Raw genomic sequence first — 23,849 nt, 5'->3', positions numbered from 1 at the left:
TCTCTCACGCAAAAAAAAGCCTGCCGAAAAGGCAGGCAACATTTCATATAAGGGTGCGATTGTCTATGAGGTCCTTGCAGGGACAACGAGCGTAAGACGTACGTCATCCAAGCCGAAGGGCGGCGATTAACGCGCCATCCATCCTCCATCAACGCAGAGGATATGGCCGTTCAAATAATCCGAGGCCGCGGAGGCGAGGAAGACGGCAGGACCCTTCACGTCCTCCGGCGTTCCCCAACGGCCGGCAGGAATCCGGTCCGTGATCGAAGCTTTGCGGTTCTCGTCGGAGCGAATGGGCGCCGTGTTATCCGTGGCCATGTAGCCGGGAGCGATCCCGTTCACTTGCAAGCCGGAGGAAGCCCATTCGTTGGCGAAAGCCTTGGTCAAGCCGGCAACCCCATGCTTGCTCGCAGTATACCCGGGAACGTTGATTCCGCCTTGATACGATAGCATCGAGCAGATGTTGATCATTTTGCCGCTGCCGCGTTCGATCATGTGGCGACCGGCGATTTGCGATAACAGGAATACCGTGTTCAGGTTAATGTTGATCACGTCAAGCCAATCCTTCTCGCTGTGGTCCTTGGCGGGTGTGCGACGAATGATCCCGGCGTTATTCACCAGTATATCGACCGCTCCCGTAAGCTTCAGCGCTTCGTCAAAGGTCTCCTGCAGTATGCTGTGATCGCTGAGGTCCACCACGATTTCCGAAGCCTTCCGGCCCAAAGCCGTAATTTTACTTACCGTCTCCGAGCTGCTGCCCAGCGAGGCGCAAACGACGTTGGCACCCGCTTCGGCCAATCCGACAGCGATGCCCTGTCCAAGTCCGCCGGCTGCACCGGTGACGAGGGCGGTTTTACCCGTTAAGTCAAACATTTTCATGAGAGTTGCTCCTCCTTCAATATCGTTACTTCTTGTCCGCATATTCGATCGTTATGCCGGCGCGCTCGTAAGGCTCTGCAGACTCGGCGGGGATACCGCGATCGGTAATGATCCGCGAGATTTCACTGAGCGAAGCGAAGGTGCGGAGCGCCGTCTGCCCAAACTTCTGATGGTTCATGACGGCGATGACTTCGCGGGACGTCTCGATTAAGGCCCGCTTGAAGTCGATCAAATCGCCGGTATAAATCGACAGCCCGTGATCGGGGTGGATACCGGTTGCCGAAATAAAGGCTTTCTGGATGTTCAACTGCCGCACGTACGCTGCTGATTCTGGACCCGCCAGCATATTGCGGACGCGGTAACCGCCCGGTACGACGAGCCGGATCTGGTCTTTGGGCGCCAACTCGCTGATGATGTACACGTCGTTGGTGACGACCGTCAGCGGACGGTTCTCCAGCCGCCGGGCGATTTCCAGCGTGGTGCTGCCGCCGTCCAGGGCGAGAATATCGCCATCCTGAATGTGATCTATGGCGAGGCGCGCGATTTCGCTTTTTTCCTCGGCATGTTTGGTCAGCGGTTCTTTGGACGGCAGGATTCCGTACTGATCGCTTTGAGCGAGCATGGCTCCACCGTGTACGCGTACCAGCAGTCCTTGCTCCTCCAGCTTGGCGAGGTCCTCCCGGATCGTCTTGCCGGTCACGCCTAGGTTCTCGCTTAATTCCGCCACCGTCACTTCCTGCTGCGTCAGCAGAACCTCCATGATTTTTTCATAACGTCGAATTGGATTCATGCTTGCCTTCACTCTTTCTTATATCAAGTCTTTCATGGGAACCGCGTCCATGTCCGCGTAAGCCTTGTTGTCGCCGGCCATGCCCCAAATAAACGTATAATTGCTGGTTCCTACCCCGCTGTGAATCGACCAGCTTGGCGAGATGACGGCCTGCTCGTTGCGCATGACGATATGCCGGGTTTCGTTAGGTTCGCCCATGAGATGGAAAACAACGGCGTCGTCCGCCAAGTCGAAATACATATAAGCTTCCATCCGGCGCGGATGCACATGGGCAGGCATCGTGTTCCACATGTTGCCGGTCTTGAGCTGGGTCATCCCCATCACGAGCTGGGAGCTTTGAAGGCCGTTCTCGTGAATAAACCGGTGGATGGTCCGTTCGTTGGAATTTTCGATGGAGCCCAGCGCCCCGGATTCCGCTTCCGCCAGCGTTGTTTTGGCCGTAGGGAATTCCTTATGCGCCGGAGCCGAGTTTAGATAGAATTTCGCCGGTTTGGCCGCATCCTTGCTCCGGAAAATCACTTCACGAACGCCTTTGCCCACGTACAAGCAATCTTTGTTGTTCAGTTCGTACTCCGTACCGTCGACGACGATCGATCCGGGCCCGCCAACATTAATGGCGCCAAGCTCGCGCCGTTCGAGGAAATAAGCGACGCCCAGCTCCTTGAGATCCGTTTCCAGCTTGACCTCTTGATGCACCGGAGCCGCACCGCCGATAATCAGCCGGTCTTCGTGCGTCAGCACCAGCTCTAGGCGATCCGGCGTAAATAAGGTGGGAATATGAAATTCCTTGCGCAATCGATCCGTATCAAATTGCTTGACCTCGTTGGGATGCGAAGCGAAACGACGTTCCATGTAAAATCTCTCCTTTTCACGTTCGTTTTGGTGTATAATGTTCATATACGTTCACATTAATCCATTTTGGTTCATTTGGCAAGAGGGCGCACCCAAAAGGTTGAAGATGCCGGGAATCGGAAGTTTACCGTAGGAAATCGTGGATTCACCGGCTTTAGCGGCCGTGGGAACCGTGGTAGGATGTGGGGGAAGGGGTACTTTGGATGAATCTTTATCAAGCGAGAATGAAGGAAATCGTCCGCAAAGCTGCAATGATCGCTTGGCGGCAGCCGCTCCTGGACAGCGGGCTGTGGTTTCATGGCGATATCCGGGACAATTATTATTACGCCTCTTATTTATTTGCCGCTGCCGTAGATCCGGACGAAACGCCGACGTTTGATCGTGCGGAAGGCCGGTTGTTAGCCGAGAAGGTGCTGCTGCGCGTGCTTCAACTCCAGGATCGGGAGGCGTCCAGCCCGACGTATGGTCATTGGCCGCTGGGGTTATATCCGACACCGGAACAGGCCGCACCGCATGTCCTGCCGGTCGAGCTCATGGGCAGCTTGATGGTCTACTTCGTGCGAATCTACGGGAAAGAGCTGAGCCCAGAGTTAGCCGAACGCTTCGAGGACGCTTTGTCCCAGATCTATCGGAGCGGCTTCTATCGCAAGCCTTTACGGGAGTACAACCATCATGAGGCGAAATACACGGCAGCGAAGCTGATCTTCGGGCAGCGATACGAAGATGCGGCGTTGTTTGCGGACGGAAGGGAGTGCCTGCGGCATACGCTGGCCCATCTTCGACTGGAGGGCATGGGCGAATACGGCGCATTACCGTGGTTCTGGCATTGGATTCAGGCATTCACCTGCGCTTGGGCGCTGATGGACGATGCCGAGGCGAAGGCCGAGCTGTCTGAGATGTTAGATCTTCTATGGACTATTCGGGCTAACTATTATTTCAAGGGAGCATGGGTGGGGGCCCACGCCCGCGGTTGGCCGCATGATGCGCCACGGGATGCGAATGTGCTGCACGATTATGTGCAATTTGGCGATTTTGAGCTGCCGGAGGCGATGCCGCGCACCGAGTATGCCGGGCTTCTATTCTATGAGGCTCCTGCGTCAGCCCGGCTGCGGGCGTTGGAGCGGGGCAAGCCTGCCGAGTCCAAGGTGGCCATCCTCAAGGAGATCAGCGGCGTGAAGCAACGGCTGCATGCTTATGCTTATCTGTCTCACTGCTTTGCGGTAGGGGGGCTGTGGGAGAGAGTCGAGGAATTCGACAACGAGCAGCTGCGCTGGCTGTACAGCTTACCGGTCCGAGGGGAGAAAGGCAACCAGCTCTACTTTTTTCATCCGGGGAAAGGGTATGAGCCTTCAGATCATGACCCGCGCCATCAAAGCGAATGGACGGAAGTGTTGTATCATCGGAACGCCGTGGTGGCGGTTTACTCGCTGCCGGAAGAGGTGCCTGGACGGGTCATCGGCGTGCTTCCGGAAGGAGAATGGCGGTTTGCAGCGAATGGTATATTCGGAAAGGTTGAAGAGGCGTATTTTGCCGTGTATCCGTCAAGTACTTATCAGGTGCGGGAACGGGACGGTTATCTCCAGGTTGAGGTGGAAGGACGTAGCGTTGGCGTTGTGGTGGAGGCGATCGGTGAACCGGAAGCCAACGAGCGGGGGGTCTCCGATCTGGAGGATTTCGTATCGGCCCTGATGTCCCGAGCACCTCAATTCACAGTCGGCGACAGAGCCGGAAGGATCGGTGTTTCGTACACCTCCTATGCCGAGGAGGCTCAGCTTCGGCTAAGCGTAGAAGGCCCCGGGCTTGCGGGGGATCGGCGGATAAACGGCGAGCGGGTTGATTTGGAGTCCTATTCTTTTTCATGGTAAGGGGTAAAGAACAAACGTTTAGGGGAAAGAGGGTTAAGGTATGAAGAAGCTTCAGCTTGTGCAAAAAATCGTGCAAGAGGGCGTAGTGGCCGTCCTGCGCGGAGAAACCCCGGAGGAAGTCGTGCAAATGGCCGAGCAGGCCATTGCCGGCGGCATTAAAGTCATCGAAGTGACGATGACGATTCCGTTTGCGCTGCGGGCGATTGAGGAATTGGCTCGCAAATACAGTTGGGACACGCAGGACGAATCCCGTTATGCCATCATCGGCGTAGGGACGGTACTGGATCCGGAAACGGCGCGGGCTGCGATCTTAAGCGGCGCTCAGTTCGTGGTAGGGCCGTCCTTAAACCGCGATACGGTGACGTTATGTAACCGCTACCGCATTCCGGTCATGCCCGGATGTATGACGATCAAGGAAATCCAGGAGGCGCTGGAGCTGGGAGCGGATATCGTGAAGCTATTCCCGGGCAACTTGTACGATCCGTCGATGATCAAGGCGATCAAGGGGCCGTTGCCGCAGGCGAATATCATGCCAACCGGCGGGGTCTCCCTGGCGAATCTCGGCGAATGGATCCAAGCCGGGGCAGTGGCCGTCGGGATCGGCTCGGATTTGACCAACGAAGCGATGAAGCGCAAAGATCTGTCGTTGATCGCCCAGAAGGCCGCTGCTTATAAAGCCGAGTATCTCAAGGCAAAAGGGTTATCCTAAAACGTAGCTGGGTCGACTAAATTCTTTGTAGTAAAAAAACGTCGAGGAGGGATTCACGTGGATCTTGGACTGCAAGGGAAGCGGGCGATCATCACCGGAGGCAGCAAGGGGATTGGTCTGGCAACCGCCCTCACGTTGGCTTCGGAAGGTGCTCAAGTGGCCCTCGTTGCGCGGAATGAGGGGGCGCTGCGGGAAGCGGCGGAGGCCATCCGTGCGAAGACGGGAGTCGAAGCGCTTGTCCTCGTCGCCGATGTCGCTTCGGGTGAGGCTGCGCGTCGGGCAGTGGAGCAGGCGGCCGAGCATTTTGGCGGCCTCGATATTCTCGTGAACAATGCCGGCACGTCGGCGGCAGCTCCGTTCGAGAAGGTTGAGGCCGAAGCTTGGGGCGCGGATTTGGATCTGAAGCTGCTTGGCGCGGTGAATTTCTCCCGGGCCGCACTGCCTCATCTGCGTGAAGCGGGGGGCGGAGCGATTCTAAACGTCACCGCCATCGGCGGCAAGGCACCTGGTGCCTCTTCATTGCCGACATCGGTCAGCCGGGCGGCGGGCCTGGCCTTGACGAAGGCGATGAGCAAGGATTTGGCAGCCGATCGCATCCGCGTGAATGCGGTGTGCATCGGGTTGGTCCGCAGCGACCAAATCGAGCGAAAATGGCGCCAAGCCGCATCCGAGCTCACGTGGGAGCAGTTTGCAACCGACCCGCGCCACGGCATCCCGCTTGGCCGGATCGGCCAGACGGAGGAGGCGGCGAAAGTTATCACCTTCTTGGTGTCCGAGGCGGCGTCGTATGTGACCGGCACGGCGGTGAACATCGACGGCGGCGCGTCGGCGGTGTTGTAACGCGTCGGCGGGTGGACCCGCTCATTTAAAAGGCTGATCGTCGTGTATACGGCGATCAGCCTTTTTTCACAGGGGAGATCCCTTGATTTAGTTGGAACATCCTCGTCACGGGAATTCGCTTCATGACCTCGGTCCCCACGGCGCTGCCCATCGTGCCCAACAGCACGCTGGCGGTTGCCAGCTTGATGAGGTAGTAAAGCCCGGTTCCGGCGATAAAATCCAGAATAATGATCTTTCGAATCGTCGATGCCCTGATCGTCACAAAAATAAAGGGACGTTGTTTTCTCTCCACCATCGGTTCCCATTCCTCTCCGTGATCACTGTTCATCTATATGGCGTGCAGAGTTTGGACTATGCGTGTTTTGGCAGAATGCCGATCCTTTCCTTCCATATATTAGTGTTGTCATCTTGCCTACTAAGCCTATAAAATGGTAGACACTTGAGTTTTTCGGTGAAAAGAAGGAGTTGTCCCCGTGCTAAAGCGGATCACAATCTTAATATTGCTAGGCTTCGTACTCCTGTCGGTTATCCCTTTCTCGATGCTACACGGCCGCGAAGCACGGATCCAGACGATGGAGGCTCGCCACGGGGTTCTGGATCTGGCGGGTTGGGACCCGGACCAACAGGAAAAAATCAAGCTGGACGGGGAATGGGAATTTTATTGGGATCAGCTGTTGGTTCCGGATGATTTTCGTCAAGCGTCCAAACGATTACCGGATGCCTATTTAACGGTGCCGGGGTCTTGGAACGTCAAGACCGTCGGCGCTTACAATCTCCCCGCCTACGGCGCGGCAACATACCGGCTTATTCTGAAGCATCTGCCGGATAGTGGAATCTATACCTTGAAGAAGACAAATATCCGTTTTGCCAGCACGATTTACGTTAACGGCCGCGAGCTGATCGAAGATGGGACGCCTGGCTTACGCGCGGAATCGTACGAAGCGGGGAACATTCCGCAAAGCGCGCAGGTTTCACTCGAGCGGGGCGAGGTTGAAATCATCGTTCAGGTTGCCAACTTCGATTATATTAATTCCGGCATCCCGTTTTCGCTCTACTTTGGCCCGCAAGCGCCCATGGATCATTTCCTGAAAATCAACCTGGCCAGGGAATTCAGCACGTTGGCTGTACTTGCCGTGTTGGCGCTCATTTTCTTCATCAGTTATGCGGTAGCGGCGAAATATCGGAAGAAGGACAGCTCTTTGCTCTTGGCAGCCTGCATCTGCCTGTTATTTTCCGTTTATCACGGCTTGTCCGGCGAAAGGACGCTTACGCTCCTCCTTCCTGATCTTTCGTTTGAAATGTTGTACAAAATAAAAGACATCGTGACTATGGGATGTTTCATTTTTGTGGCGCTCTTCTTCTACAAGCTGCAAAACCGCATCATTCCTCTGCGAGCACTGCTGGGCGTTATCGGCGTGTTAACTCTATTTGCTGTCGCCGTCGCGGTCCTGCCCATTCGTATGTATAACCCGTATCAGGCTTACGTCGTGCTGATCTACCAACTGATGAGCTTCTGGCTGTTGTACAAATCGGCCGCAATCTATATTAACAGCCAGCAGGAGAAGCAGCTTCCATCGCTGTTGCTGTTCTTGTCCATCCTTACGATCAATCTGTATTCGCTGGATACGATTTTGTTTGCCCTTTCCTGGAAAGAGACGTTATGGGTCCAACAATTTTATCTCGTATTGTTTAACTTGATTATGGTGGTTCAGGTTGTGCTTAAGTTTTTCGAGGCCTATCAAACGGTCGACCGGATGAAAAACCAGCTGATTCGCTTGGACCGGATCAAGGACGACTTCTTGGCCAGTACCTCCCATGAGCTAAAAAAACCACTTCATGCTATCGTAAACATCGCGGATACGCTGCTTAAAGGCGTGGAAGGGCCGGTCAACCAGACCCAGGCTTGGAATTTGAACATCGTGTTAAACAGCGGCCGGAGGCTGACTTATTTGGTTAATGAGCTGCTGGATTATTCCAAAATGAAGCACGGCGATATCCGGTTGTTCCGCACCGCTCTGAATTTAGGGGATCATGTGGCTGCGGTGATTCAGGTCCATCGATTTTTACTTAGCGGAAATCGGATAGAATGGGTGAACCAGATCCCGGAGGATTTTCCGCCGGTGTATGCCGATAGCAACCGGCTGCTGCAAATCCTGCATCAATTAATTGGGGGGGCAAGCCAGTTTGCGGAGCAAGGCGACATCGAGATTCAAGGCGAGCCAATCGGCGGGCTTGTCCGGGTTACAATCCATATTCACGCGCTGGGAAAGCCGGTCGATTTGCCGGAGGATTTGTTCTCCTCTTTAGAGCGGTTAGCGGCTTCCGGTTCTCCTCTCGAAAGTGGTGCTGGACTGGGCCTGAGCGTGACAAAGCAACTGATCGAATTGCATGGTGGAACGCTTTACACGGAATTTCTGGATCGGCAGAGCTTGGCATTTGTCTTTACTCTGCCCCTCGCGGATCAGCCGGTGCATCTGGATAACCGATTGAAGCCAAGCGATCAGGGAGGCCGTTTGGATGTGGAATACCCGCAGTATGTATCGGGAACCGGCAAAGAAACGATTTTAGTCGTGGAGAATGATTTTGCCAACCAACAGTCCATTCGAAATCTGTTAAAGCAGGAAGGTCATGCGGTGGTTACGGTGAACCGAGGAAAGCTTGCGCTAGAGGAACTCGCTAAGGCCCATTCCTTTTTCCTGGTAATCTTGGACATCGCATTGCCGGATTTAAGCGGGTACGAGGTGCTTCGCACCCTTCGTGAACGATTATCCCCGGTAGAACTGCCGGTGCTTGTCTTGACGTCCCGGAACCGTGAGGATGAAATGAGATTATCTGTTGAATATGGGGCGAATGACTTTGTTGGGATGCCGTTTGAAAGTGAGGAGCTGCTGGCACGCGTTCGTAATTTGATTCAATTAAAAACCTCCGTTAACCTGGCCAAGGATGCGGAAATAGCTTTCCTGCGGTCGCAGATCAACCCGCACTTTTTGTACAATGCACTGAATTCGATCGCTGAGCTATGTCTGGAGGACCCGGAACAGGCGGAAGAACTGACAGTGCAGCTGTCCCAATATTTGCGAGGCAGTTTTGACTTTAAGCAGCTGGATTCGCTGTCAACGTTGGAGAACGAGCTGAAGCTGGTCGCCGCCTATGTGCATATCGAACAAGCGCGCTTCGGCTCGCGTCTGCAAGTGGAATATGAGGTGCAGGCCGATCCGGGGCTGCGGATTCCCCCGCTCGTATTGCAGCCGTTGGTGGAGAATGCGATCCGGCACGGTGTGATGTCTAAGCTTCAAGGCGGAATGGTCAAGTTAGCGGCCAAAGAGTTGCCGGATACGGGAGTCTATTTTTACGTTATGGATGACGGGGTAGGGATCCGTGAGGACAAGCTGGAGGAACTTCGCGGGAGGGATACGAACCGGAAAGGGGTCGGGTTATGGAATATCAGTCAACGGCTCAGACTGCTCTATGGGGAGGACCTGCAAATCGCCAGCACGCCGGGGCAGGGGACGACGATTTCCTTCTTGATTCCCGCGGTGAGGTCAAGCGTTGGGACGGGGGGGATCACACATGCTGCGAATCATGATCGTGGATGATGAGGAATTATCCATCAAGCGATTATCGAGAATTCTGAGGGAAAGCGGGAAGGTTGGCGAATGCCGCTCCTTTCTTGTCCCTGGCGAGGCCTATGAATACGCGAAGTCTCACCCGATCGATATCGCCTTTCTCGATATTTCCATGCCGGAAATCAGTGGTATGACATTTTCGGGTCTGCTTCAGGAGCTCGACGAGGCTATGGATATCGTGTTTGTCACCGGCTATGATACGTATGCGGCAGAGGCTTTTGAGCGGAGTGCGTTGGATTATCTGCTGAAGCCGGTAACGGCGGAACGGGTATTGAAGGTGCTGCAGAAATCCGAATTAGGCTAAGCGATCGCAAAACACCCCCGATCTTGAGAGATCAGGGGTGTTTTGGGTTATGCGCGGGTAAGTATCCGGCTAGTCGAGCTGATATGGCTCCAGATCCAGCGGCAATGCAGCGGGCGGGGTGCAAGTGCTTTGCATCTCGTAGAAGGTGCCCGCGTCGGAGGCATCGTGGAAGCCCCACATCGCTTCCAGCACGTGATAGGCAAGCTCGCCGCTGGCGCGATGCGGCCGATCGTGCAGCAAGGCGCTGGCCATGTCGGCCGGTCCGATGCCGCGGCTATTCTCAGCGTAGCCCGGAAGCAGGGGCACCTCGGTCCAGGCCTCCTCGCCGGTCCGGCGGAGCTTCACCGGACCGCCGAAGGAATTGGGATCGGGCACGAGCAAGGTGCCTTCGGTCCCGTGAATTTCGATCGGGGGCAGCGAGCTTCCGCCGAAAATATCAAAGCTGGTCGTTAGCGTAGCAATCGCCCCTTGCGCAAATTGCAGCGTGCCCGAGACGTGCGTAGGCACCTCGACCTCGATCGTTTGCCCGTACTTCTTCTCGCTGGTGATCGTACGCTGTTCCAGCGCTTTGCCGGTCATGCCGGCGATCCGTTTGATCGGGCCCAGCAATTGGATGAGGGCTGTCAAATAATAGGGGCCCATATCAAACATCGGTCCGCCGCCTTTGGCATAATAAAACTCCGGGTCCGGATGCCAGAACTCATGGCCGCGGCTCATCATAAACGCCGCGGCAGAGACGGGCCGGCCGATGACTCCGTCCTGGATCAGCTTCAACGCCGTCTGGATCCCGGCGCCAAAAAATGTCTCCGGCGCGCTGCCAACCATCAGCCCGTGCTTGCGTGCGGCTTCGAGGACGGCCAATCCCTCCTCACGCGTCACGGCCAGCGGCTTCTCCACGTAAACATGTTTGCCAGCTTCTAGCGCTTTCAGGCAAACTTCGGCATGTGCCGCCGGAATCGTCAGGTTGATCACGATCTGGATGTCGGGATCCTGCAGCAGCTCGTCTACCGAGCAAGCCCGGGGAACGTTATATTGCTTGGCCTGCTCCCGCGCCCGGTTCACGTCGAGGTCAGCGCAGGCCACAAGATCCAGCGCTTCGAACTTTGCGCAGTTTTCCATGTAGATCCCGCTGATTTTACCGCAGCCGATTATTCCTACCTTGATTTTGTCCATTATTGGCTGTCCCCCATGCCCGTATAGTGGTTCTGGCTCCGCACCTCGCCGCCTTGCGACTCCAGGGCCAGCCGTTTGCCTTCTGCGGCCCAGAGCATGCCTCGGGTCATCATTTCCTTCACTGGGGGCAGGTCAACGATGTCAGCATGATGCCCCAACGAATTATAATACACGCGTCCGGTTCCCCAGCGCTTCGTCCAGACGACCGGCATATCCACCGGTCTGTTCAGGCGGTGAGGGCCATCGACGACTGGGAAGCGAGTAGTGGCGAGTACCTCTACCGCAGGATCCACATGCAGATAATATTGCTCCGTTTGGACACGGAAGTCTTCGATGCCTTCCACGAGCGGACTGGAATTGGCGATGATTTCGACTTTGTAATCCACGCCGTCGTTGCCCGGGTGGGCGACCCATTGCCCGCCGGTCATAAACTGCCAATCCACGTTGTTGCGGAACGAATCGCACATCCCGCCATGGCAGCCGGCCAAACCGGTTCCGGCCTGCACCGCGGCCGACACGTTATTCACCAGCTCCTGAGCGATGGTTCCCATCGTCCATACCGGCACGATCAAATCCAGTCCAAGCAACTTCTCCGCATCGGCATAGGCTTCCAGGGTGTCGGAAACCTCGACTTCAAATGCATGCTCCCGCAGGACGCGGGCAAAGATACCGGCAACCTGCTCCGGTTCATGTCCATCCCAGCCGCCCCAAACGATTAATGCTTTTTTCATGTTCGATTATCCTTCTCTCTTTATAAGGTATGTTTCCTCTGGAAACATTTTAAAGGTGAGCTAACGGACACCAGAGTCGTTATTGATCTCCGTTTGAGTCGTAGCGAATTCTAACGGACGGAGGCGACCTTATTTGGGTCCAAACAAACCGATTGTTCGCAATATGAGCCCAATAAGGTCACTGGGGTCCGTTACAATGGGAAATCAACGGGAAATCAGCAAATAAGGTCGCTGTGGTCCGTTAGAATGCCGAACGAGGGTCGCCGGCTCAGGGACGTCCGGAAAGTAGCACCCGGCAAGCCACCCCCGACAGGGCTCCCCGGAACGGTCACACAACGCCGCAGGCCCCGAAGCGCCTCACATCTCCGAAATATCGACCCAACGCCGTTCTGCGACTGAGCGCTCTACCGCTTCCAGCACGGCCTGGCATTGCACGCCCTCGCGGAAGCTTGGCACTGGCTGGCGGCCCTCGCGAATCGCCGACGTCAGCTCAAGTATCTCGTGCGTAAACGTGTGCTCGAAGCCAATCGTGTGCCCTGGCGGCCACCAGGCTTCGGCGTAAGCGTGCGCCGGATCGGTCGCCAGCACGCGCCGGAACCCCTGGACATCCGCCTCATCGGAGGTGAAGTACACCTCAAGCTCGTTCATCCGCTCGAAGTCGAATTTCACGCTGCCCAGGCTGCCGTTGATTTCAAAAGCATTGGTCGAGCGGTGGCCCGCGGCAAACCGCGTCGCTTCAAAGCTGCCCAGCGCACCGTTCGCAAACCGAGCCAAGAACAGCGTGGCGTCGTCGACCGTGACCGGTCCTTTGGGCGCATCCGCGTTGCTCTTGGCGCTAAGGCCCGTCATCTTCTCGGCCAGCGGCCGTTCCTTAATGAACGTCTCGCTCATGCCGATTACTTCCTGGATGTCCCCAACCAAATAGTGGGCGAGGTCGATCAGATGCGCACCCAAATCGCCGTGAGACCCGGACCCGGCAACGTCCTTTTGCAAACGCCAGACGAGCGGGAAGGACGGATCAAGGATCCAGTCCTGCAGGAACCAGGCTCGGAAATGGTAGATCTTACCCAGCCGACCGCTTTGTACGAGCTTCTTGGCCAGTTGGACGGCCGGGGAGAAGCGATAGTTGAAGCCAACCATATGGGCGACACCGGCTTCTTCAGCCGCCGCAAGCATCTCTCGGGCATCTTTTAATGTAAGCGCTAACGGTTTCTCGCAAAAAATATGCTTGCCCGCCCGAGCCGCTGCCAGTGCGATTTCTTTGTGAGCGTCGCTGGGGGCGTTGATGTCGATCAGGTCGATATCCTCCCTGGCGACGAGCTCCCGCCAATCCGTGACGATTTCGCGCCAGCCCAGGTGATCTGCGGCCTCTTGCACCGCTTGCTCGTTGCGGCCGCACAATACAGCCATCTCCGGCTTTAAAGCACCGGGAAAAAACATCGGCAGCGCCCGATAGGCGTTGCTGTGGGCTTTGCCCATAAATTTGTAACCGATCATTCCGACACGCAGCGAGTTCATCGAATTCCTCCGTTTCGCGGATAGGTTAGTTGCACTCATTTCAAGAATCATTATAAAGTGGTTCCCTGGATTTCTCTCGCCAGTTTATGTGGAAACCTGGACAAAATATGCGTTTTTTAGCTTTCTGGACGGCGCAGGCTGGACGGGGTGTAGCCCCGCAGTTCCTTAAATACGCGATTAAACGTACGAATGCTGCTGAACCCGCACTCCAAGGCGATTTCCATGATGCTGAGGTCGCTGTTTAACAGCTGATGCTCGGCGCTTAACACCCGTACCGTGTTGAGGTAGGTTTTAAAATTCATGCCGATAGCGGCTTTGAAGGATCGGCTGAAATGCGAAGGCTCCATCGAAAAATGCTCCGCCATCACCACCACATTGAGATCCTCCTGGTAATGGTCCTCGATATAGGACAAAATTTGCTGCATCCGTGCCCGGCGGGATTCGTATTTCTCCTTGCTGGAACGATCCATCGGCAAAGTGTCCGCGTACCTTTGCAAGCCGCCGTACAGCCTGGCAATCCCGGCTTTCAGCAGCAACGGGTAACCGGGTTGTCTTTCATCCCTCTCTTGGATCAGCTCGTCCAATATGATTTTAACCATGTTCAGCCCCGGAGTATCCGCCGAGATATAAGGGGAGGCGAACCGGAAGTCGACCGGCCAGCTCTTGGACATCGTGATCCATTCCGGTTTGCAGATCAAAATGATAATTTCCGACTCCAATCCTCGACTGTCGAAGTAATGAATGTCGTTGCTGCTGCAAATCACCATGTCGCCTTGTCGGAGCAGGCGGCTTTCTTCGTTTACGCCGATCCGAATCGCTCCCGATACGACATAGATAAACTCAATCTCGGCGTGGAAATGGGGATAGAACGTAATGTTCGTGCTTCGGTAGATGTCCATCGGAAGCTCGGGATCCAGTTTCCAGTTTTGATAGAACGATTTCACGTGCTTCACTCCGCGTCGTTTGAGATAGAATACCCTCCTAAATGTACTGCATTTCGGCGGAAGATTCCTCTTTTTTATTTCGGGAATAGAAGGAAAGGCTTGGACATAGGATGAAAATGCGGGATATAAAAAATGGCAATTATGGAGGATATATGAATGATCGATGGGTCAAAATTTTTCAAATTGCCGTAACCTACATCGGTACGGTCGTGGGCGCGGGTTTTGCGTCGGGACAATCGATCATGCAGTTTTTTACGCTGTACGGCACGGTGGGAACGGTAGGCATTATTGTGTCCACTTTACTATTTATGTGGTTGGGGACCAAAATGATGCTATACGCCCATCGCATTCAAGCCTTTTCGTACCAGGAATTTAACGATCACCTGTTTGGCCGCGTATTCGGTAAAGTTGCCAATCTTCTGACGCTGTTGATTCTACTAGGGGTGACCGCCGTCATGTTGTCCGGCACCGGATCGATATTCGCCGAACAGCTTCAGCTTCCATATCAACTAGGGATCGTGATCAGCATCGGGTTAAGCTACCTGGTTATGACCAAGGAAATGAACGGCATCGTGATTGTAAATGCGCTTGTCGTGCCGATGATTCTTCTGTTTACAAGCTTGATTGCGTTCCGGGCGATTGAGCCGGAAGGACTGCTCGGCTTAAATCATTGGCAGCTTCAGCAGTTGGGAGATTACCACTGGGTGTTAAGTCCGTTTATTTATGCGGCCTTAAATTTTGCTTTTATCCAGGCGGTAATGGTTCCGTTGGGCAGCGAGGTTCGAGAGGAGAGCATCTTGAAATGGGGAGGGATCTGGGGGGGGATCGGACTTGGAGCGATGCTGCTGATCTACCATTTCGCTATGAATTCCCGGATGCCCGAGATGCTGGGCTACGATATTCCGATGGCTGAAATCGTCCATGATTTAGGACCGTTTCTGCACGTTCTGTTCTTGCTGGTAATTTACGGCGAAATCTTCACGACGCTGATCGGAAACGTATTTGGGGTCACAAGACAATTGCAAAGCCTCTACAAAGTCCCGAAAAACGCAACCTTGTTCGCCGTTTTGCTTGCTTGCTTTTTGATTAGCCAAGCCGGTTTTGCCTCCTTGTTAACGTATCTGTATCCGATCTTTGGTTACGTTGGGATGCTGCTGCTCCTGTTACTGGCGTTCCGGCGGTTGCCGAAACGTTAACTTCCTACTTGCTTTCTATCTCATCTCTGCTGAGAAATCTCACGGAACCGATTCGCCAGCTGGTTTATACTGGGGGAGATCGATCATTTCCCGAGCAATAAGCCTGTAATTAAGCCAATCGCAACCTGTGGTTGACAGATTGCCAGCTTCACTTGATGGTTCGGGGACGGAGGAGCAGCTATGATGGAGGCGGGGTGATGCATATGGATTTTGCAGAGAAGCTGCAGAACTATCGGAAACAAAAAGGAATGTCCCAGGAAAATCTGGCGGAAGCGATCGGCGTATCGCGGCAAGCCGTTTCAAAGTGGGAATCGGGTCAGTCGTACCCGGAAACGGAGAAAATGATCGCTTTATGCGAGCTGTTTCAGGTCAGCATGGATCATTTGGTCCGGGGGGAGCCGGCGGAACAGCGTGAGCAGTTACCTCTGGAACCCAATTGGCTTGCGGCGACCCGTTATCGGTATCACTACGAATATAAAAGTAAAGCAACCTGGTTTGGCGTTCCGCTCCTGCACATCAATGTAGGGCGCGGTATATACGTCGCCAAAGGCATCGTCGCCATCGGCAATATTTCCATCGGTGTCTTATCGCTGGGGCTCATCGCGCTTGGAGGTTTATGCCTGGGCGTGGTAGCCGCGGGGCTGATCAGCTTAGCAGCGATTGCTATAGCTTTGATTCTGGCGCTGGGCGGCTTTGCGGCAGGTTTCATTGCGGCAGGCGGAGCCGCCGTTGGCGTGCTGGCATCTGGCGGCCTGGCCGTTGGGGTGTATTCGATTGGCGGCATGGCTATCGCATCGAGGATTGCCATCGGGGGGTATGCCAGCGGGCATATCGCCATCGGCGATGCCGTCAGCGGAGCCTATTCACTCACCATCCCTAACGGTGACTTTACCGGTGTTCAGGCCAACCAGGTGAGAGACCTGATCCACCAGGAATACCCGAAGATGTGGAACCCGTTGGTGGAATGGATGGCGTCTATTTTTCGCAAATAGAGAAGAGCCGGACCCGTCCCTGTATGCAGGGAAGGGTCCGGCTTGTTTTAGGATCGTTTGCGGAATTAATTGGGGACCAGGATATCCCAATCCTTAAACACTGGCTGCAATCCATTCCGGTAAAGCATCTCGCGAATTTCGGATACGCTGCGTTCATCGGAAATTTCGAATTGCGGGGTTCCTCCCTCTTGGGAGTGACCTCCAACGGCGGTGGATACCCCAGCCGACATTTTGGTGACTCCGAGATGGACCAGCTTGTCGCGTAATCGGGCAGGCTCCCGGCTGGACAAAGTGATCCCGGCCCGAGGCAGAAAAAGACGATAGGCGAGCAGGACCTGCACCAATGCCCGATCGGTCACCTCCGAATCCGGTTGGAAATCCCCCAGATAAGGGCGGAATCGGGGAATCGACAGGCTGATCTCACAACCGGGATAGCGGGTTTGTAAATAATCGGCGTGCATAGCTGCGATAAACGCCTCTCGTCTCCAATCGTACAAGCCAAGCAATGCGCCGATATTCACGGAGCGGTAGCCAGCTTCGCAGCCGCGCTCCGGGGCCTCAAGCCGATTTCGATAATTGCGCTTGGGGCCTTTTACATGGAGATTGGCATACGTTTCGCGATGATAAACCTCCTGAAATACCGTTAAGCTATCTACACCTGCTGTGCCCAGCTCTTGGTATTCGCTGACGGACATCGGGTTCACTTCAATGCCAATCGAAGCAAAATGTTTGCGCAGCACCTTTACGCAGTCCCTTAAGTATTCGACCGGAGAATCTTTGCGGGATTCGCCGGTTAACAGCAGGATATGACGGATGCCGGTCGCTGCAATCGCAGCGGCCTCCCGGTCGACCTCCTGCATATCTAACTTTTTTCGCGGAAAATCATAGATCGAGCTAAAGCTGCAATACTCGCAGTGGTTTACGCAATAATCGGAAACGTACATCGGGGTAAACAGCTGGATCACGTTCCCGAACTGGCTTTGGGTGATGCGCCGGGCTCGCTGGGCCATTTCCTCCAGATGGTTTCCGGCCGCAGGCGACAGCAAGGCTAGCAGATCCTCCGCATCCAGCTTGGGTTTGCCTAGCGCCCGCTGTACGTCCACTTCGCGATATCCTTGCAGCCGTAGCTGAAAGGGGAACGCTTCCCATGTCTGCAGGATGTCATAAAAGCTCATGCCTCGGCCCCCACTTCATCCAGAAAGCCCGTCAGCGGAGAGGAGGCCACGGCGTTTTGCTCCACGGGCCCCAGTCCGGCCAAATGAGCTAATCGGCCCGCAGCTACGGCTGCGCGGAACGCTTCGGCCATGCCAAGCGGATCTCGGGCGGTTGCAATCGCGGTGTTCAAGAGGACCGCCGCCGCCCCCATTTCCATCGCTTCCGCCGCTTCAGACGGCTTGCCGATACCGGCGTCCACGATCACCGGCAATCCCGCTTCCTCGATCAGGATTTGGATCAGCTCCTTCGTCCGCAATCCGCGGTTGCTGCCGATCGGTGAACCAAGCGGCATGACGGCAGCGGCCCCAGCCTCCCTTAACCGGAGCGCCGCCGATAAATCCGGGCTCATATAGGGAAGGACAACGAACCCTTCGGCGGCCAGCACTTCGGTCGCTTTGATCGTCTCCAGGTTGTCGGGCAGCAGATATCGCTGATCCTGGATGACCTCCAGCTTGATCCAATTCCCCAGGTCTGCTGCTCTAGCCAGCCTGGCGATACGGATCGCTTCTTCCGCGTTACGCGCGCCGGAGGTGTTCGGTAGCAGCGTCATGTGTGAAGGGATGTGATGCAGCAGATTTTCCTCTTCCCAGTCGGGATTCACTCTTCTTAACGCGACGGTAATGACTTCTGCTCCTGAACGTTCGATCACTTCGGGAATTAAGGTGTTGCGGTTATATTTGCCGGTACCGATAAATAAACGGCTGGACAAAGCCTTGCCGCCAATATGGAATAAGTCCTGCACGCGGATCAACCTCCTCCTACAAAATGGACTAGCTCAATGCGATCCCCTTCAGATAAAGGGGTAACAGTGTAGTCTTCTTTTCTCACAACCGTGCCGTTGAGTTCTACTAGCAGCTTTCGGTCTCGCCATGGAGGCTGGGCTAATAGATCTGCAAGTGTGAGGCTGCCTTCGTTTAACCTCGTCTCATTCCCATTCAGACGAACCTGCACGTGGTTCACCTCCTTTCCAGCCATGCGGCCTGCATTGCTTTGCGGTAAGCATAGGCTTCTTCCGCCGGGTCCGGTGCTTGAAAGAGCCCGGTGATGACGGCGATCCCCTGAGCCCCGCAGCGGATGATCTCTCCGGTTTGCTCCGGATGGATGCCTCCAATCGCCATCACGGGAACCGGGCAAGCGTTAGCCGTAGCCGTTAACATGGCGAGTCCCCGGCCGGGAAGTCCGGGTTTGCTGGATGAATCGTACACATGTCCGAAGAGGCAATAATCCGCTCCATCTGCCGCAGCCTTCACCGCTTCTTCCACCGAATGAACCGACCTGCCCAAGCGGATTCCTCCGGCTAACGGACGAGCGGCGTCTACCGGAAGACTATGTCCGGCTAAGTGAAGGTTCGCGACTCGGGTGGCTAGGGCGACGTCCAAGCGGTCGTTCACAACGATTTTGCCTAGCGGAATCCCTGATTCTAACATCCGTTGAATAACTTCCAGCTGGTCTTTTGCTGTGAGCTGTTTATCCCGCACATGAATGTAGTCCAAGTAGGGAAGGGCCGCCAACGACACGCTAAGAAGTTTAGGAATGTCCATGGGGGAGGTGGAGATCAGATGGAGCTCCGGCGCAGTTTGTGTGAAATTTCGGTTTATCATAGGTACCTCCTACAAGTGCAGGATGAAAAGCCAAAAAAGCCCCCTCCGCGAGGAGGGGGCTAAGTTCAGAAAACGGAAGAAATCTGCCTAAACGGACGATATCCGATTGATGTTCACTGAACGCTCCACTTCCCTACGCAGGTATTACCCCATTCAGGTTCAAAGGGTCCGAATCTTCCGATTCGTCTCAGCCTTACGGCACCCCTAGTGTTAATTCCTTTTGAAATTGTCATGTTTACTATACACGGGGATCCAGATAATTACAACAGGAGGTTGAGGAGTTGATGCTTCCAAGAAAGTTTCATGGAAATGTCACGATTTATTGCAAAAATACCCGATCTGTGATGTTTAATTAAATTGAGGAGAATCAAACACATCCTTTATAATACGGTCGGAGCTTGATTGGGGAGTGATGAGGTTGAAATGGACGATTGGTTTGCGCAATCTTAAGACGGGGCTAGCCATCTGTTTGTGTGTTATCGTTGCAGCGTTAATGCGCCTGGAATATCCTTTTTACGCAGCGATCGCAACGATCATTTCAATGGAAAATTCGGTCACCAACTCATTTACGGCCGGGAAACACCGGACGATGGGGACTTTTGTTGGGGCGATCGTGGGTGCGGGTTTTGCCATGATTGAGCCGGGAAACGCGGTGTATTGCGCCTTGGGTGTCATCGTCGTGATCTATGTCTGCAATTTGCTGAAATGGAACAAGTCGATCTCCATCGGTTGTATCGTTTTTTTAGCCATTATGTTAAATCTTCAGCCCGGCGAAAGTCCGATATTTTATGGAATTAACCGGATCACGGACACACTGATTGGGATTGCCGTTGCCGTTATCGTCAATTTGGTCGTCTTTCCCCCGAAACATGAAGCGGATTTGGAAAAGGCGCGTAAAGCTGTTGCCAAACGGATGGCCGATTTGTTCGGTCAAATCACGACATGTCGGGAAGCCGTCGATTTGCAAAGCTTTCGTGCGGAGCTGAGTTGTTTGGAGAAATATTATCAGCTTTGCAAAGAGGAATTTCATCTGACTCGAGACCTAAGCGAATCGATGGAGCAAATCGGCAAAGAAATTGAATCCTATCGCCATATCTATGAGCATTTGGTGATTTTGCAGCAGCTGCTTACCGAGCATCAACAGTTATTGGTCGACACCGAGCATGAACGAAGCGATTCAGCGGGTGCAGGAAATCGTAATGAAGAGCAGCAGTACAAAATCGAAACCGTCTACGAGTACCATGCGGATTGGATCTACACCGAGCTGCAGAAGCTGGGATTGCCGCTTCCGATTAAGGAGCGTGGCCGTTTCCAGACGAAAGCGGAGCTTAAAATATCGTAACTTGCGAAAGCAGTCTCCCTGGAGGCTGCTTTCTTGTTATATACTACTGAACATAACCTTGAACCCTAGTGAAGCAGAGCGAAGGAGAGTTTTAACTGATGAATGTTGAACGCATCACCGTCCCGCCTGGCTTATGGTCTGGGGTGCAGCGATTAGGCATCGATCCTTATGAGATTGCTAGCCGGGCCCGGGTGCCGCTCACTCGATTAACAGATCCGCTCGCCGTCACCACAGAGCAATATTTTCGGATATGGCAAAGCTATGCCGACCTGATGGGGGATACGGCCGAAAGTATGATTAAGCTTGCCGCCACATTTGATTCGGATCACTACCCGCCTAGCGTTTTAGCAACCTATCATGCCCGTAATTACCGTGAGGCGTTGCACGGAATGGCGCGATATAAAACGATGTGCCCTCCGGAAACCTTACTGATTACCGAAGTGGGGACATCCTGTACTTTAGAACTGAACCGTGGACCGGATGAGCCTTCCGGCCCTTCCGTCCTGATCGGAACCACGATGGTCTTTCTCCTTGAGCTTGGACGTCGGGGAACCGGACAGCCTCTCAGTGCCTGTGCCGTAGAATTTTCCAGTGCCGTAGGCAACGTAGAGGTATTGGAAGCTTATTTCGGCTGCCGGGTCACCACCGCTTCAACCCGAAACCGGTTGACGTTGCATCAAAGGGATTTGGATCGGCCGTTTGTTTCATATAACCAGGAGCTGTTGGAGATGTTGACCCCTGTTTTGGATCAATCCATAGAAGAGAATCACTCGAGCTTGGTCTCTGCGGCGGTCCGCCGGACGCTCAAACGCAGCTTGGGTGAAGGACATCTGGACATTCGCTTTGTAGCCAACGAGTTGGGAATGAGCGGCCGTACCTTGCAGCGTCGATTGACCGACGAAGGCACTACGTTCAAGCAACTGCTGAACCAGGCTCGGCACGAACAAGCCCGGGAGTATTTGGCGAATCCGGAGTTGAATATTAAAGAGGTCGCTTTTTTGGTTGGATATGAGGACCAGAACTCTTTTTACCGCGCTTTCCGGCTCTGGGAGGGAGATACACCTTCAAACTGGCGGTCCGCTCAATTTGGGAGAAGAACAACCTGAAGGAGGGTGGCGCCCGATCCAAGAATTTTGTCGCTGTACGCTAGTTACCAAATACTTCTGACCCCGTAACATAATCTCTATCCAGACATCGGAGGGGTGGATTTTGAACACCTGCCGGTTTGTCGTGAATACAGCAGAAGGAGACATGCATCCATGGATATGGGATTAGGGAACAAAACGGCGTTAGTTACGGGGTCGACGAAGGGGATAGGGAGAGCCATTGCTTTCGAGCTTGCGCGGGAAGGTGCAAATGTACTGGTAAATGGCCGGGACCCGGAAGAGGTTGAACGCACGGTGAAGGAGTTAAAGCAGGAGTGCCCGACAACTTCGCCGCTGGGTGCTCCCGCAGATTTGGTGGACCCGCAGCATAGGAATGCTTTGTTTGAGCAATATCCCGAGGTGGATATTTTGATTCATAATATGGGGATCTATGAAATTATGTCTTATGAGGATATAAGCGATGAGGTTTGGGAGAATTATTTTCGGACCAACGTTCTTGCCGCAAACGCGTTAACCAAGTTCTATTTGCCCCAGATGTTGAAAAATAACTTTGGCCGAATCCTGTTTATGGCCAGCGAAGAAGCGGTTATGCCCGCAGGGCAAATGCCTCAGTACGCGATGACGAAATCCATGTTATTGTCGCTCTCTAAAAGCCTGTCCAAACTGACGGCGGGAACGGAGGTTACCACGAATACGATCATGCCGGGGCCTACGCTTTCCGAAAAGGTGCAGCAAATCATTGAGCACATGTATCCGGAGAGCATGACGTTTGCGGACAAGGAGAAAACTTTCATGGCCGCCAACCTGGCGCATTCCGAGCTGCAGCGTTTTATCCGCCCTTTTGAAATCGGCCGACTAGCGGTGTTCTTATGCAGCCCTTATGCCTCGGCATTCAGAGGCTCGCCCATCCGTATGGATGGGGGGATGGTGCCTACGATTTTTTAAGGAACCGATGAACATAGTAGGGGATGTCTCAAGAGCCGTTAAAGGCTTGTTGGGGCATCCCTAAAATTATTAATAGAAGACTGTCCTTAGGTTAGGGGAAGCTAGACCAGAAAAAGTACAGCAGAATCAGGGCTATAATGCTGCCTATTCTTGTCATAAGCAGATAAGCATCACTAGGTTCAACATCGCCTTTGATTTTCCAGCCATAGCTGATGTACCAAGAGATTCGAGGGAAAAAGATATTTAGCAAAGCAAGAAGGATAAATAAAAATAATATGACTTCCATGATTAACTAACTCCTTATATAAACAATAGTGTTAGATACGAGGGTGGTGACAAAATGTAAGATGGCGTATGACAAAGTCAACATTATGCTGTATACTATAGCCAAAAGGAGCCGTGCGTCGAACACGACTCCAGCGCAATAGCCGCTTTTAAGGGCGGTGGCAATAACGGAATAGTGACAAATAGACCGTTTACCTTTGGCGAGGGCGGTCTATTTGCGTTTATGGAATGAAAGTATCAGGACAATTAAAGTCGCGAATGAAATCATTAGCGTCAATGCTTGATAAACTTCCATGGCATCGCCTCCCTTCCGGGAGATTAGCCGACCGCCCTTGAAGCCTATTCTATTGCTTGTCCAATTATACCATAATTTTGCAAATCGGTGTTGTTTTCCGATACACTTTGATGCTTTGATTCGAACATAAACATGAAAAAGACAACCCCCTTTGGAAAAGATCCAATAGGTTGTTGTCTGTAATTAGCGGAATCGAGACGACAGGATTTGAACCTGCGACCTCTTGCTCCCGAAGCAAGCGCTCTACCAAGCTGAGCCACGTCTCGTTAGCAGTAATATTATTTTTGGGGGAAACATTAATAAATTATACACTTTTAAGTGAAACTGTAAAGAGGTCAACCGGTGAAAAAATTGCGAACGGGGGATGAGCAAACCGGCATTGACGATCCGTGGCATTATTTATATAATGGTTGATAATCCAATTCTATATTGTGGAACTTTGAAGAGGAATAGTAATTTGGGATTCCGCCATCCAGAGAGCCGGCGTCGGGTGCAAGCCGGTTGGGGAATGCAGATGAACTCGCCTTGGAGTAATGATGCGCAAATCATCATCGTTTTGCCCGCGTTAAGGGTGCAAAGGGAGCTAGGACAAAGCATGTCCGATGCTAACTAGGGTGGTACCACGGGAAATTTCCTCTCGT

The 23,849-nt window shown here is 53.7% G+C and carries 24 protein-coding genes, 1 tRNA gene, 1 riboswitch and 1 other annotated feature (1 of these 27 cut by a window edge); of the genes, 10 read left to right on the top strand and 15 right to left on the bottom strand.

What is annotated here, in order from left to right:
- Positions 1-126 precede the first annotated feature (126 nt).
- The 3 genes from kduD to kduI are packed head-to-tail and all read right to left on the bottom strand — an operon-like array spanning position 127 to position 2,521.
- Positions 127-879 carry a 2-dehydro-3-deoxy-D-gluconate 5-dehydrogenase KduD gene (kduD, locus tag BN3277_RS16055; RefSeq protein ID WP_059044284.1) on the bottom strand — a complete coding sequence of 251 codons (753 nt, stop codon included), beginning with the start codon at positions 877-879 and terminating at the stop codon, positions 127-129.
- Between the two features lie 25 nt (positions 880-904).
- Positions 905-1,669 (bottom strand): DeoR/GlpR family DNA-binding transcription regulator, encoded by a 765-nt coding sequence (locus BN3277_RS16050; protein ID WP_059044282.1) that lies wholly within the window; start codon positions 1,667-1,669, stop codon positions 905-907.
- Positions 1,670-1,687: 18 nt separating this feature from the next.
- Positions 1,688-2,521, bottom strand: a complete 834-nt coding sequence (kduI, locus tag BN3277_RS16045) for a 5-dehydro-4-deoxy-D-glucuronate isomerase (protein ID WP_059044281.1) — start codon at positions 2,519-2,521, stop codon at positions 1,688-1,690.
- Positions 2,522-2,724: 203 nt separating this feature from the next.
- Here kduI and BN3277_RS16040 point away from each other — a divergent pair, with 203 nt between their 5' ends.
- From BN3277_RS16040 to BN3277_RS16030, 3 genes are read left to right on the top strand one after another with little or no spacing between them, the layout of a single operon-like run.
- Positions 2,725-4,386: a hypothetical protein gene (locus tag BN3277_RS16040; RefSeq protein ID WP_059044279.1), complete on the top strand. Its 1,662-nt coding sequence runs from the start codon at positions 2,725-2,727 to the stop codon at positions 4,384-4,386.
- Positions 4,387-4,426: 40 nt separating this feature from the next.
- Positions 4,427-5,095 (top strand): bifunctional 2-keto-4-hydroxyglutarate aldolase/2-keto-3-deoxy-6-phosphogluconate aldolase, encoded by a 669-nt coding sequence (locus tag BN3277_RS16035; protein ID WP_059044277.1) that lies wholly within the window; start codon positions 4,427-4,429, stop codon positions 5,093-5,095.
- 57 nt (positions 5,096-5,152) lie between these two features.
- Positions 5,153-5,935 carry an SDR family NAD(P)-dependent oxidoreductase gene (locus tag BN3277_RS16030; RefSeq protein ID WP_059044275.1) on the top strand — a complete coding sequence of 261 codons (783 nt, stop codon included), beginning with the start codon at positions 5,153-5,155 and terminating at the stop codon, positions 5,933-5,935.
- Positions 5,936-5,990: 55 nt separating this feature from the next.
- On the opposite strand, the gene BN3277_RS16025 is transcribed toward BN3277_RS16030, so the two are convergent.
- Positions 5,991-6,230, bottom strand: a complete 240-nt coding sequence (locus BN3277_RS16025; RefSeq protein ID WP_059044273.1) for a hypothetical protein — start codon at positions 6,228-6,230, stop codon at positions 5,991-5,993.
- A 178-nt stretch (positions 6,231-6,408) separates the two neighbouring features.
- Here BN3277_RS16025 and BN3277_RS16020 point away from each other — a divergent pair, with 178 nt between their 5' ends.
- Positions 6,409-9,531, top strand: coding sequence for an ATP-binding protein (locus tag BN3277_RS16020; RefSeq protein WP_059044271.1), 3,123 nt, complete (start codon positions 6,409-6,411; stop codon positions 9,529-9,531).
- On the top strand, positions 9,506-9,865 hold the full coding sequence (locus BN3277_RS16015) for a LytR/AlgR family response regulator transcription factor (RefSeq protein WP_059044269.1): 360 nt from the start codon (positions 9,506-9,508) through the stop codon (positions 9,863-9,865). Before BN3277_RS16020 ends, BN3277_RS16015 begins: the two co-directional genes overlap by 26 nt.
- Before the next feature lie 69 nt (positions 9,866-9,934).
- On the opposite strand, the gene BN3277_RS16010 is transcribed toward BN3277_RS16015, so the two are convergent.
- The 4 genes from BN3277_RS16010 to BN3277_RS15995 all read right to left on the bottom strand — a co-directional run bounded on the left by BN3277_RS16010 (position 9,935) and on the right by BN3277_RS15995 (position 14,231).
- Positions 9,935-11,038, bottom strand: coding sequence for a Gfo/Idh/MocA family protein (locus BN3277_RS16010; protein ID WP_059044268.1), 1,104 nt, complete (start codon positions 11,036-11,038; stop codon positions 9,935-9,937).
- Positions 11,038-11,769, bottom strand: coding sequence for a ThuA domain-containing protein (locus BN3277_RS16005; protein ID WP_059044266.1), 732 nt, complete (start codon positions 11,767-11,769; stop codon positions 11,038-11,040). Before BN3277_RS16005 ends, BN3277_RS16010 begins: the two co-directional genes overlap by 1 nt.
- Before the next feature lie 357 nt (positions 11,770-12,126).
- Positions 12,127-13,287 carry a Gfo/Idh/MocA family protein gene (locus BN3277_RS16000; RefSeq protein WP_059044263.1) on the bottom strand — a complete coding sequence of 387 codons (1,161 nt, stop codon included), beginning with the start codon at positions 13,285-13,287 and terminating at the stop codon, positions 12,127-12,129.
- 116 nt (positions 13,288-13,403) lie between these two features.
- Positions 13,404-14,231, bottom strand: coding sequence for an AraC family transcriptional regulator (locus tag BN3277_RS15995; protein ID WP_059044879.1), 828 nt, complete (start codon positions 14,229-14,231; stop codon positions 13,404-13,406).
- A 152-nt stretch (positions 14,232-14,383) separates the two neighbouring features.
- Here BN3277_RS15995 and BN3277_RS15990 point away from each other — a divergent pair, with 152 nt between their 5' ends.
- Together BN3277_RS15990 and BN3277_RS15985 are read left to right on the top strand one after the other, a co-directional pair.
- Entirely contained in the window at positions 14,384-15,427 is a 1,044-nt protein-coding gene (locus BN3277_RS15990; protein ID WP_059044877.1) for a YkvI family membrane protein, read from the top strand.
- 197 nt (positions 15,428-15,624) lie between these two features.
- A complete protein-coding gene (locus tag BN3277_RS15985) occupies positions 15,625-16,419 on the top strand; it encodes a helix-turn-helix domain-containing protein (RefSeq protein WP_198342959.1) in 795 nt (264 codons plus the stop codon).
- A 65-nt stretch (positions 16,420-16,484) separates the two neighbouring features.
- Here the strand turns inward: BN3277_RS15985 and thiH are convergent, their stop codons facing one another.
- Genes thiH through BN3277_RS15965 form a run of 4 tightly spaced genes read right to left on the bottom strand, consistent with a single transcriptional unit; the run spans position 16,485 to position 19,235 of the window.
- Entirely contained in the window at positions 16,485-17,594 is a 1,110-nt protein-coding gene (gene thiH / locus BN3277_RS15980; protein WP_059044262.1) for a 2-iminoacetate synthase ThiH, read from the bottom strand.
- Positions 17,591-18,376, bottom strand: a complete 786-nt coding sequence (locus tag BN3277_RS15975; RefSeq protein ID WP_059044873.1) for a thiazole synthase — start codon at positions 18,374-18,376, stop codon at positions 17,591-17,593. The genes thiH and BN3277_RS15975 overlap by 4 nt, the downstream gene beginning before the upstream one ends.
- 5 nt (positions 18,377-18,381) lie before the next feature.
- The gene (thiS, locus tag BN3277_RS15970) at positions 18,382-18,609 is read right to left on the bottom strand and encodes a sulfur carrier protein ThiS (RefSeq protein ID WP_232436440.1); all 228 of its coding nucleotides are present in this window, start codon (positions 18,607-18,609) and stop codon (positions 18,382-18,384) included.
- On the bottom strand, positions 18,591-19,235 hold the full coding sequence (locus BN3277_RS15965) for a thiamine phosphate synthase (protein ID WP_059044260.1): 645 nt from the start codon (positions 19,233-19,235) through the stop codon (positions 18,591-18,593). Before BN3277_RS15965 ends, thiS begins: the two co-directional genes overlap by 19 nt.
- 113 nt (positions 19,236-19,348) lie before the next feature.
- Positions 19,349-19,451, bottom strand: a riboswitch (TPP riboswitch).
- Between the two features lie 202 nt (positions 19,452-19,653).
- Between BN3277_RS15965 and BN3277_RS15960 the strand changes: the two genes are divergently transcribed.
- The 3 genes from BN3277_RS15960 (at position 19,654) to BN3277_RS15950 (ending at position 22,628) form a co-directional block, all read left to right on the top strand.
- Complete coding sequence (locus BN3277_RS15960) at positions 19,654-20,577, top strand: FUSC family protein (protein WP_059044258.1); 924 nt, start codon at positions 19,654-19,656, stop codon at positions 20,575-20,577.
- 98 nt (positions 20,578-20,675) lie between these two features.
- Positions 20,676-21,683 (top strand): AraC family transcriptional regulator, encoded by a 1,008-nt coding sequence (locus BN3277_RS15955; protein WP_059044256.1) that lies wholly within the window; start codon positions 20,676-20,678, stop codon positions 21,681-21,683.
- 153 nt (positions 21,684-21,836) lie between these two features.
- The gene (locus BN3277_RS15950; protein ID WP_059044254.1) at positions 21,837-22,628 is read left to right on the top strand and encodes an SDR family NAD(P)-dependent oxidoreductase; all 792 of its coding nucleotides are present in this window, start codon (positions 21,837-21,839) and stop codon (positions 22,626-22,628) included.
- Between the two features lie 91 nt (positions 22,629-22,719).
- Here BN3277_RS15950 and BN3277_RS15945 read toward each other — a convergent pair whose 3' ends face one another.
- From BN3277_RS15945 to BN3277_RS15940, 3 genes are all read right to left on the bottom strand, one after another.
- Positions 22,720-22,914, bottom strand: coding sequence for a DUF6199 family natural product biosynthesis protein (locus BN3277_RS15945; protein WP_059044252.1), 195 nt, complete (start codon positions 22,912-22,914; stop codon positions 22,720-22,722).
- Between the two features lie 210 nt (positions 22,915-23,124).
- The gene (locus tag BN3277_RS26070; protein WP_221928479.1) at positions 23,125-23,208 is read right to left on the bottom strand and encodes a putative holin-like toxin; all 84 of its coding nucleotides are present in this window, start codon (positions 23,206-23,208) and stop codon (positions 23,125-23,127) included.
- A gap of 192 nt (positions 23,209-23,400) precedes the next feature.
- Positions 23,401-23,474 (bottom strand) — tRNA-Pro (locus BN3277_RS15940).
- Positions 23,475-23,638: 164 nt separating this feature from the next.
- Positions 23,639-23,849, top strand: a binding site (T-box leader); it runs 7 nt beyond the window's last position.

The sequence above is a fragment of the Paenibacillus rubinfantis genome, from assembly GCF_001486505.1.
GTDB classification, from domain to species: Bacteria; Bacillota; Bacilli; order Paenibacillales; family Paenibacillaceae; genus Fontibacillus; species Fontibacillus rubinfantis.
The sequence above is the reverse complement of the archived record's forward strand: the minus strand, read 5'-3'. Positions and strand labels throughout refer to the sequence as shown.

Bases quoted from the DNA above. Each gene is read 5' to 3' on its own strand.
- kduD (WP_059044284.1), bottom strand. From the start codon at position 879: ATGAAAATGTTTGACTTAACGGGTAAAACCGCCCTCGTCACCGGTGCA.
- BN3277_RS16050 (WP_059044282.1), bottom strand. From the start codon at position 1,669: ATGAATCCAATTCGACGTTATGAAAAAATCATGGAGGTTCTGCTGACG.
- kduI (WP_059044281.1), bottom strand. From the start codon at position 2,521: ATGGAACGTCGTTTCGCTTCGCATCCCAACGAGGTCAAGCAATTTGAT.
- BN3277_RS16040 (WP_059044279.1), top strand. From the start codon at position 2,725: ATGAATCTTTATCAAGCGAGAATGAAGGAAATCGTCCGCAAAGCTGCA.
- BN3277_RS16035 (WP_059044277.1), top strand. From the start codon at position 4,427: ATGAAGAAGCTTCAGCTTGTGCAAAAAATCGTGCAAGAGGGCGTAGTG.
- BN3277_RS16025 (WP_059044273.1), bottom strand. From the start codon at position 6,230: ATGGTGGAGAGAAAACAACGTCCCTTTATTTTTGTGACGATCAGGGCA.
- BN3277_RS16015 (WP_059044269.1), top strand. From the start codon at position 9,506: ATGCTGCGAATCATGATCGTGGATGATGAGGAATTATCCATCAAGCGA.
- BN3277_RS16010 (WP_059044268.1), bottom strand. From the start codon at position 11,038: ATGGACAAAATCAAGGTAGGAATAATCGGCTGCGGTAAAATCAGCGGG.
- BN3277_RS16005 (WP_059044266.1), bottom strand. From the start codon at position 11,769: ATGAAAAAAGCATTAATCGTTTGGGGCGGCTGGGATGGACATGAACCG.
- BN3277_RS16000 (WP_059044263.1), bottom strand. From the start codon at position 13,287: ATGAACTCGCTGCGTGTCGGAATGATCGGTTACAAATTTATGGGCAAA.
- BN3277_RS15990 (WP_059044877.1), top strand. From the start codon at position 14,384: ATGAATGATCGATGGGTCAAAATTTTTCAAATTGCCGTAACCTACATC.
- BN3277_RS15985 (WP_198342959.1), top strand. From the start codon at position 15,625: ATGCATATGGATTTTGCAGAGAAGCTGCAGAACTATCGGAAACAAAAA.
- thiH (WP_059044262.1), bottom strand. From the start codon at position 17,594: ATGAGCTTTTATGACATCCTGCAGACATGGGAAGCGTTCCCCTTTCAG.
- thiS (WP_232436440.1), bottom strand. From the start codon at position 18,609: ATGGCTGGAAAGGAGGTGAACCACGTGCAGGTTCGTCTGAATGGGAAT.
- BN3277_RS15965 (WP_059044260.1), bottom strand. From the start codon at position 19,235: ATGATAAACCGAAATTTCACACAAACTGCGCCGGAGCTCCATCTGATC.
- BN3277_RS15955 (WP_059044256.1), top strand. From the start codon at position 20,676: ATGAATGTTGAACGCATCACCGTCCCGCCTGGCTTATGGTCTGGGGTG.
- BN3277_RS15950 (WP_059044254.1), top strand. From the start codon at position 21,837: ATGGATATGGGATTAGGGAACAAAACGGCGTTAGTTACGGGGTCGACG.
- BN3277_RS15945 (WP_059044252.1), bottom strand. From the start codon at position 22,914: ATGGAAGTCATATTATTTTTATTTATCCTTCTTGCTTTGCTAAATATC.
- BN3277_RS26070 (WP_221928479.1), bottom strand. From the start codon at position 23,208: ATGGAAGTTTATCAAGCATTGACGCTAATGATTTCATTCGCGACTTTA.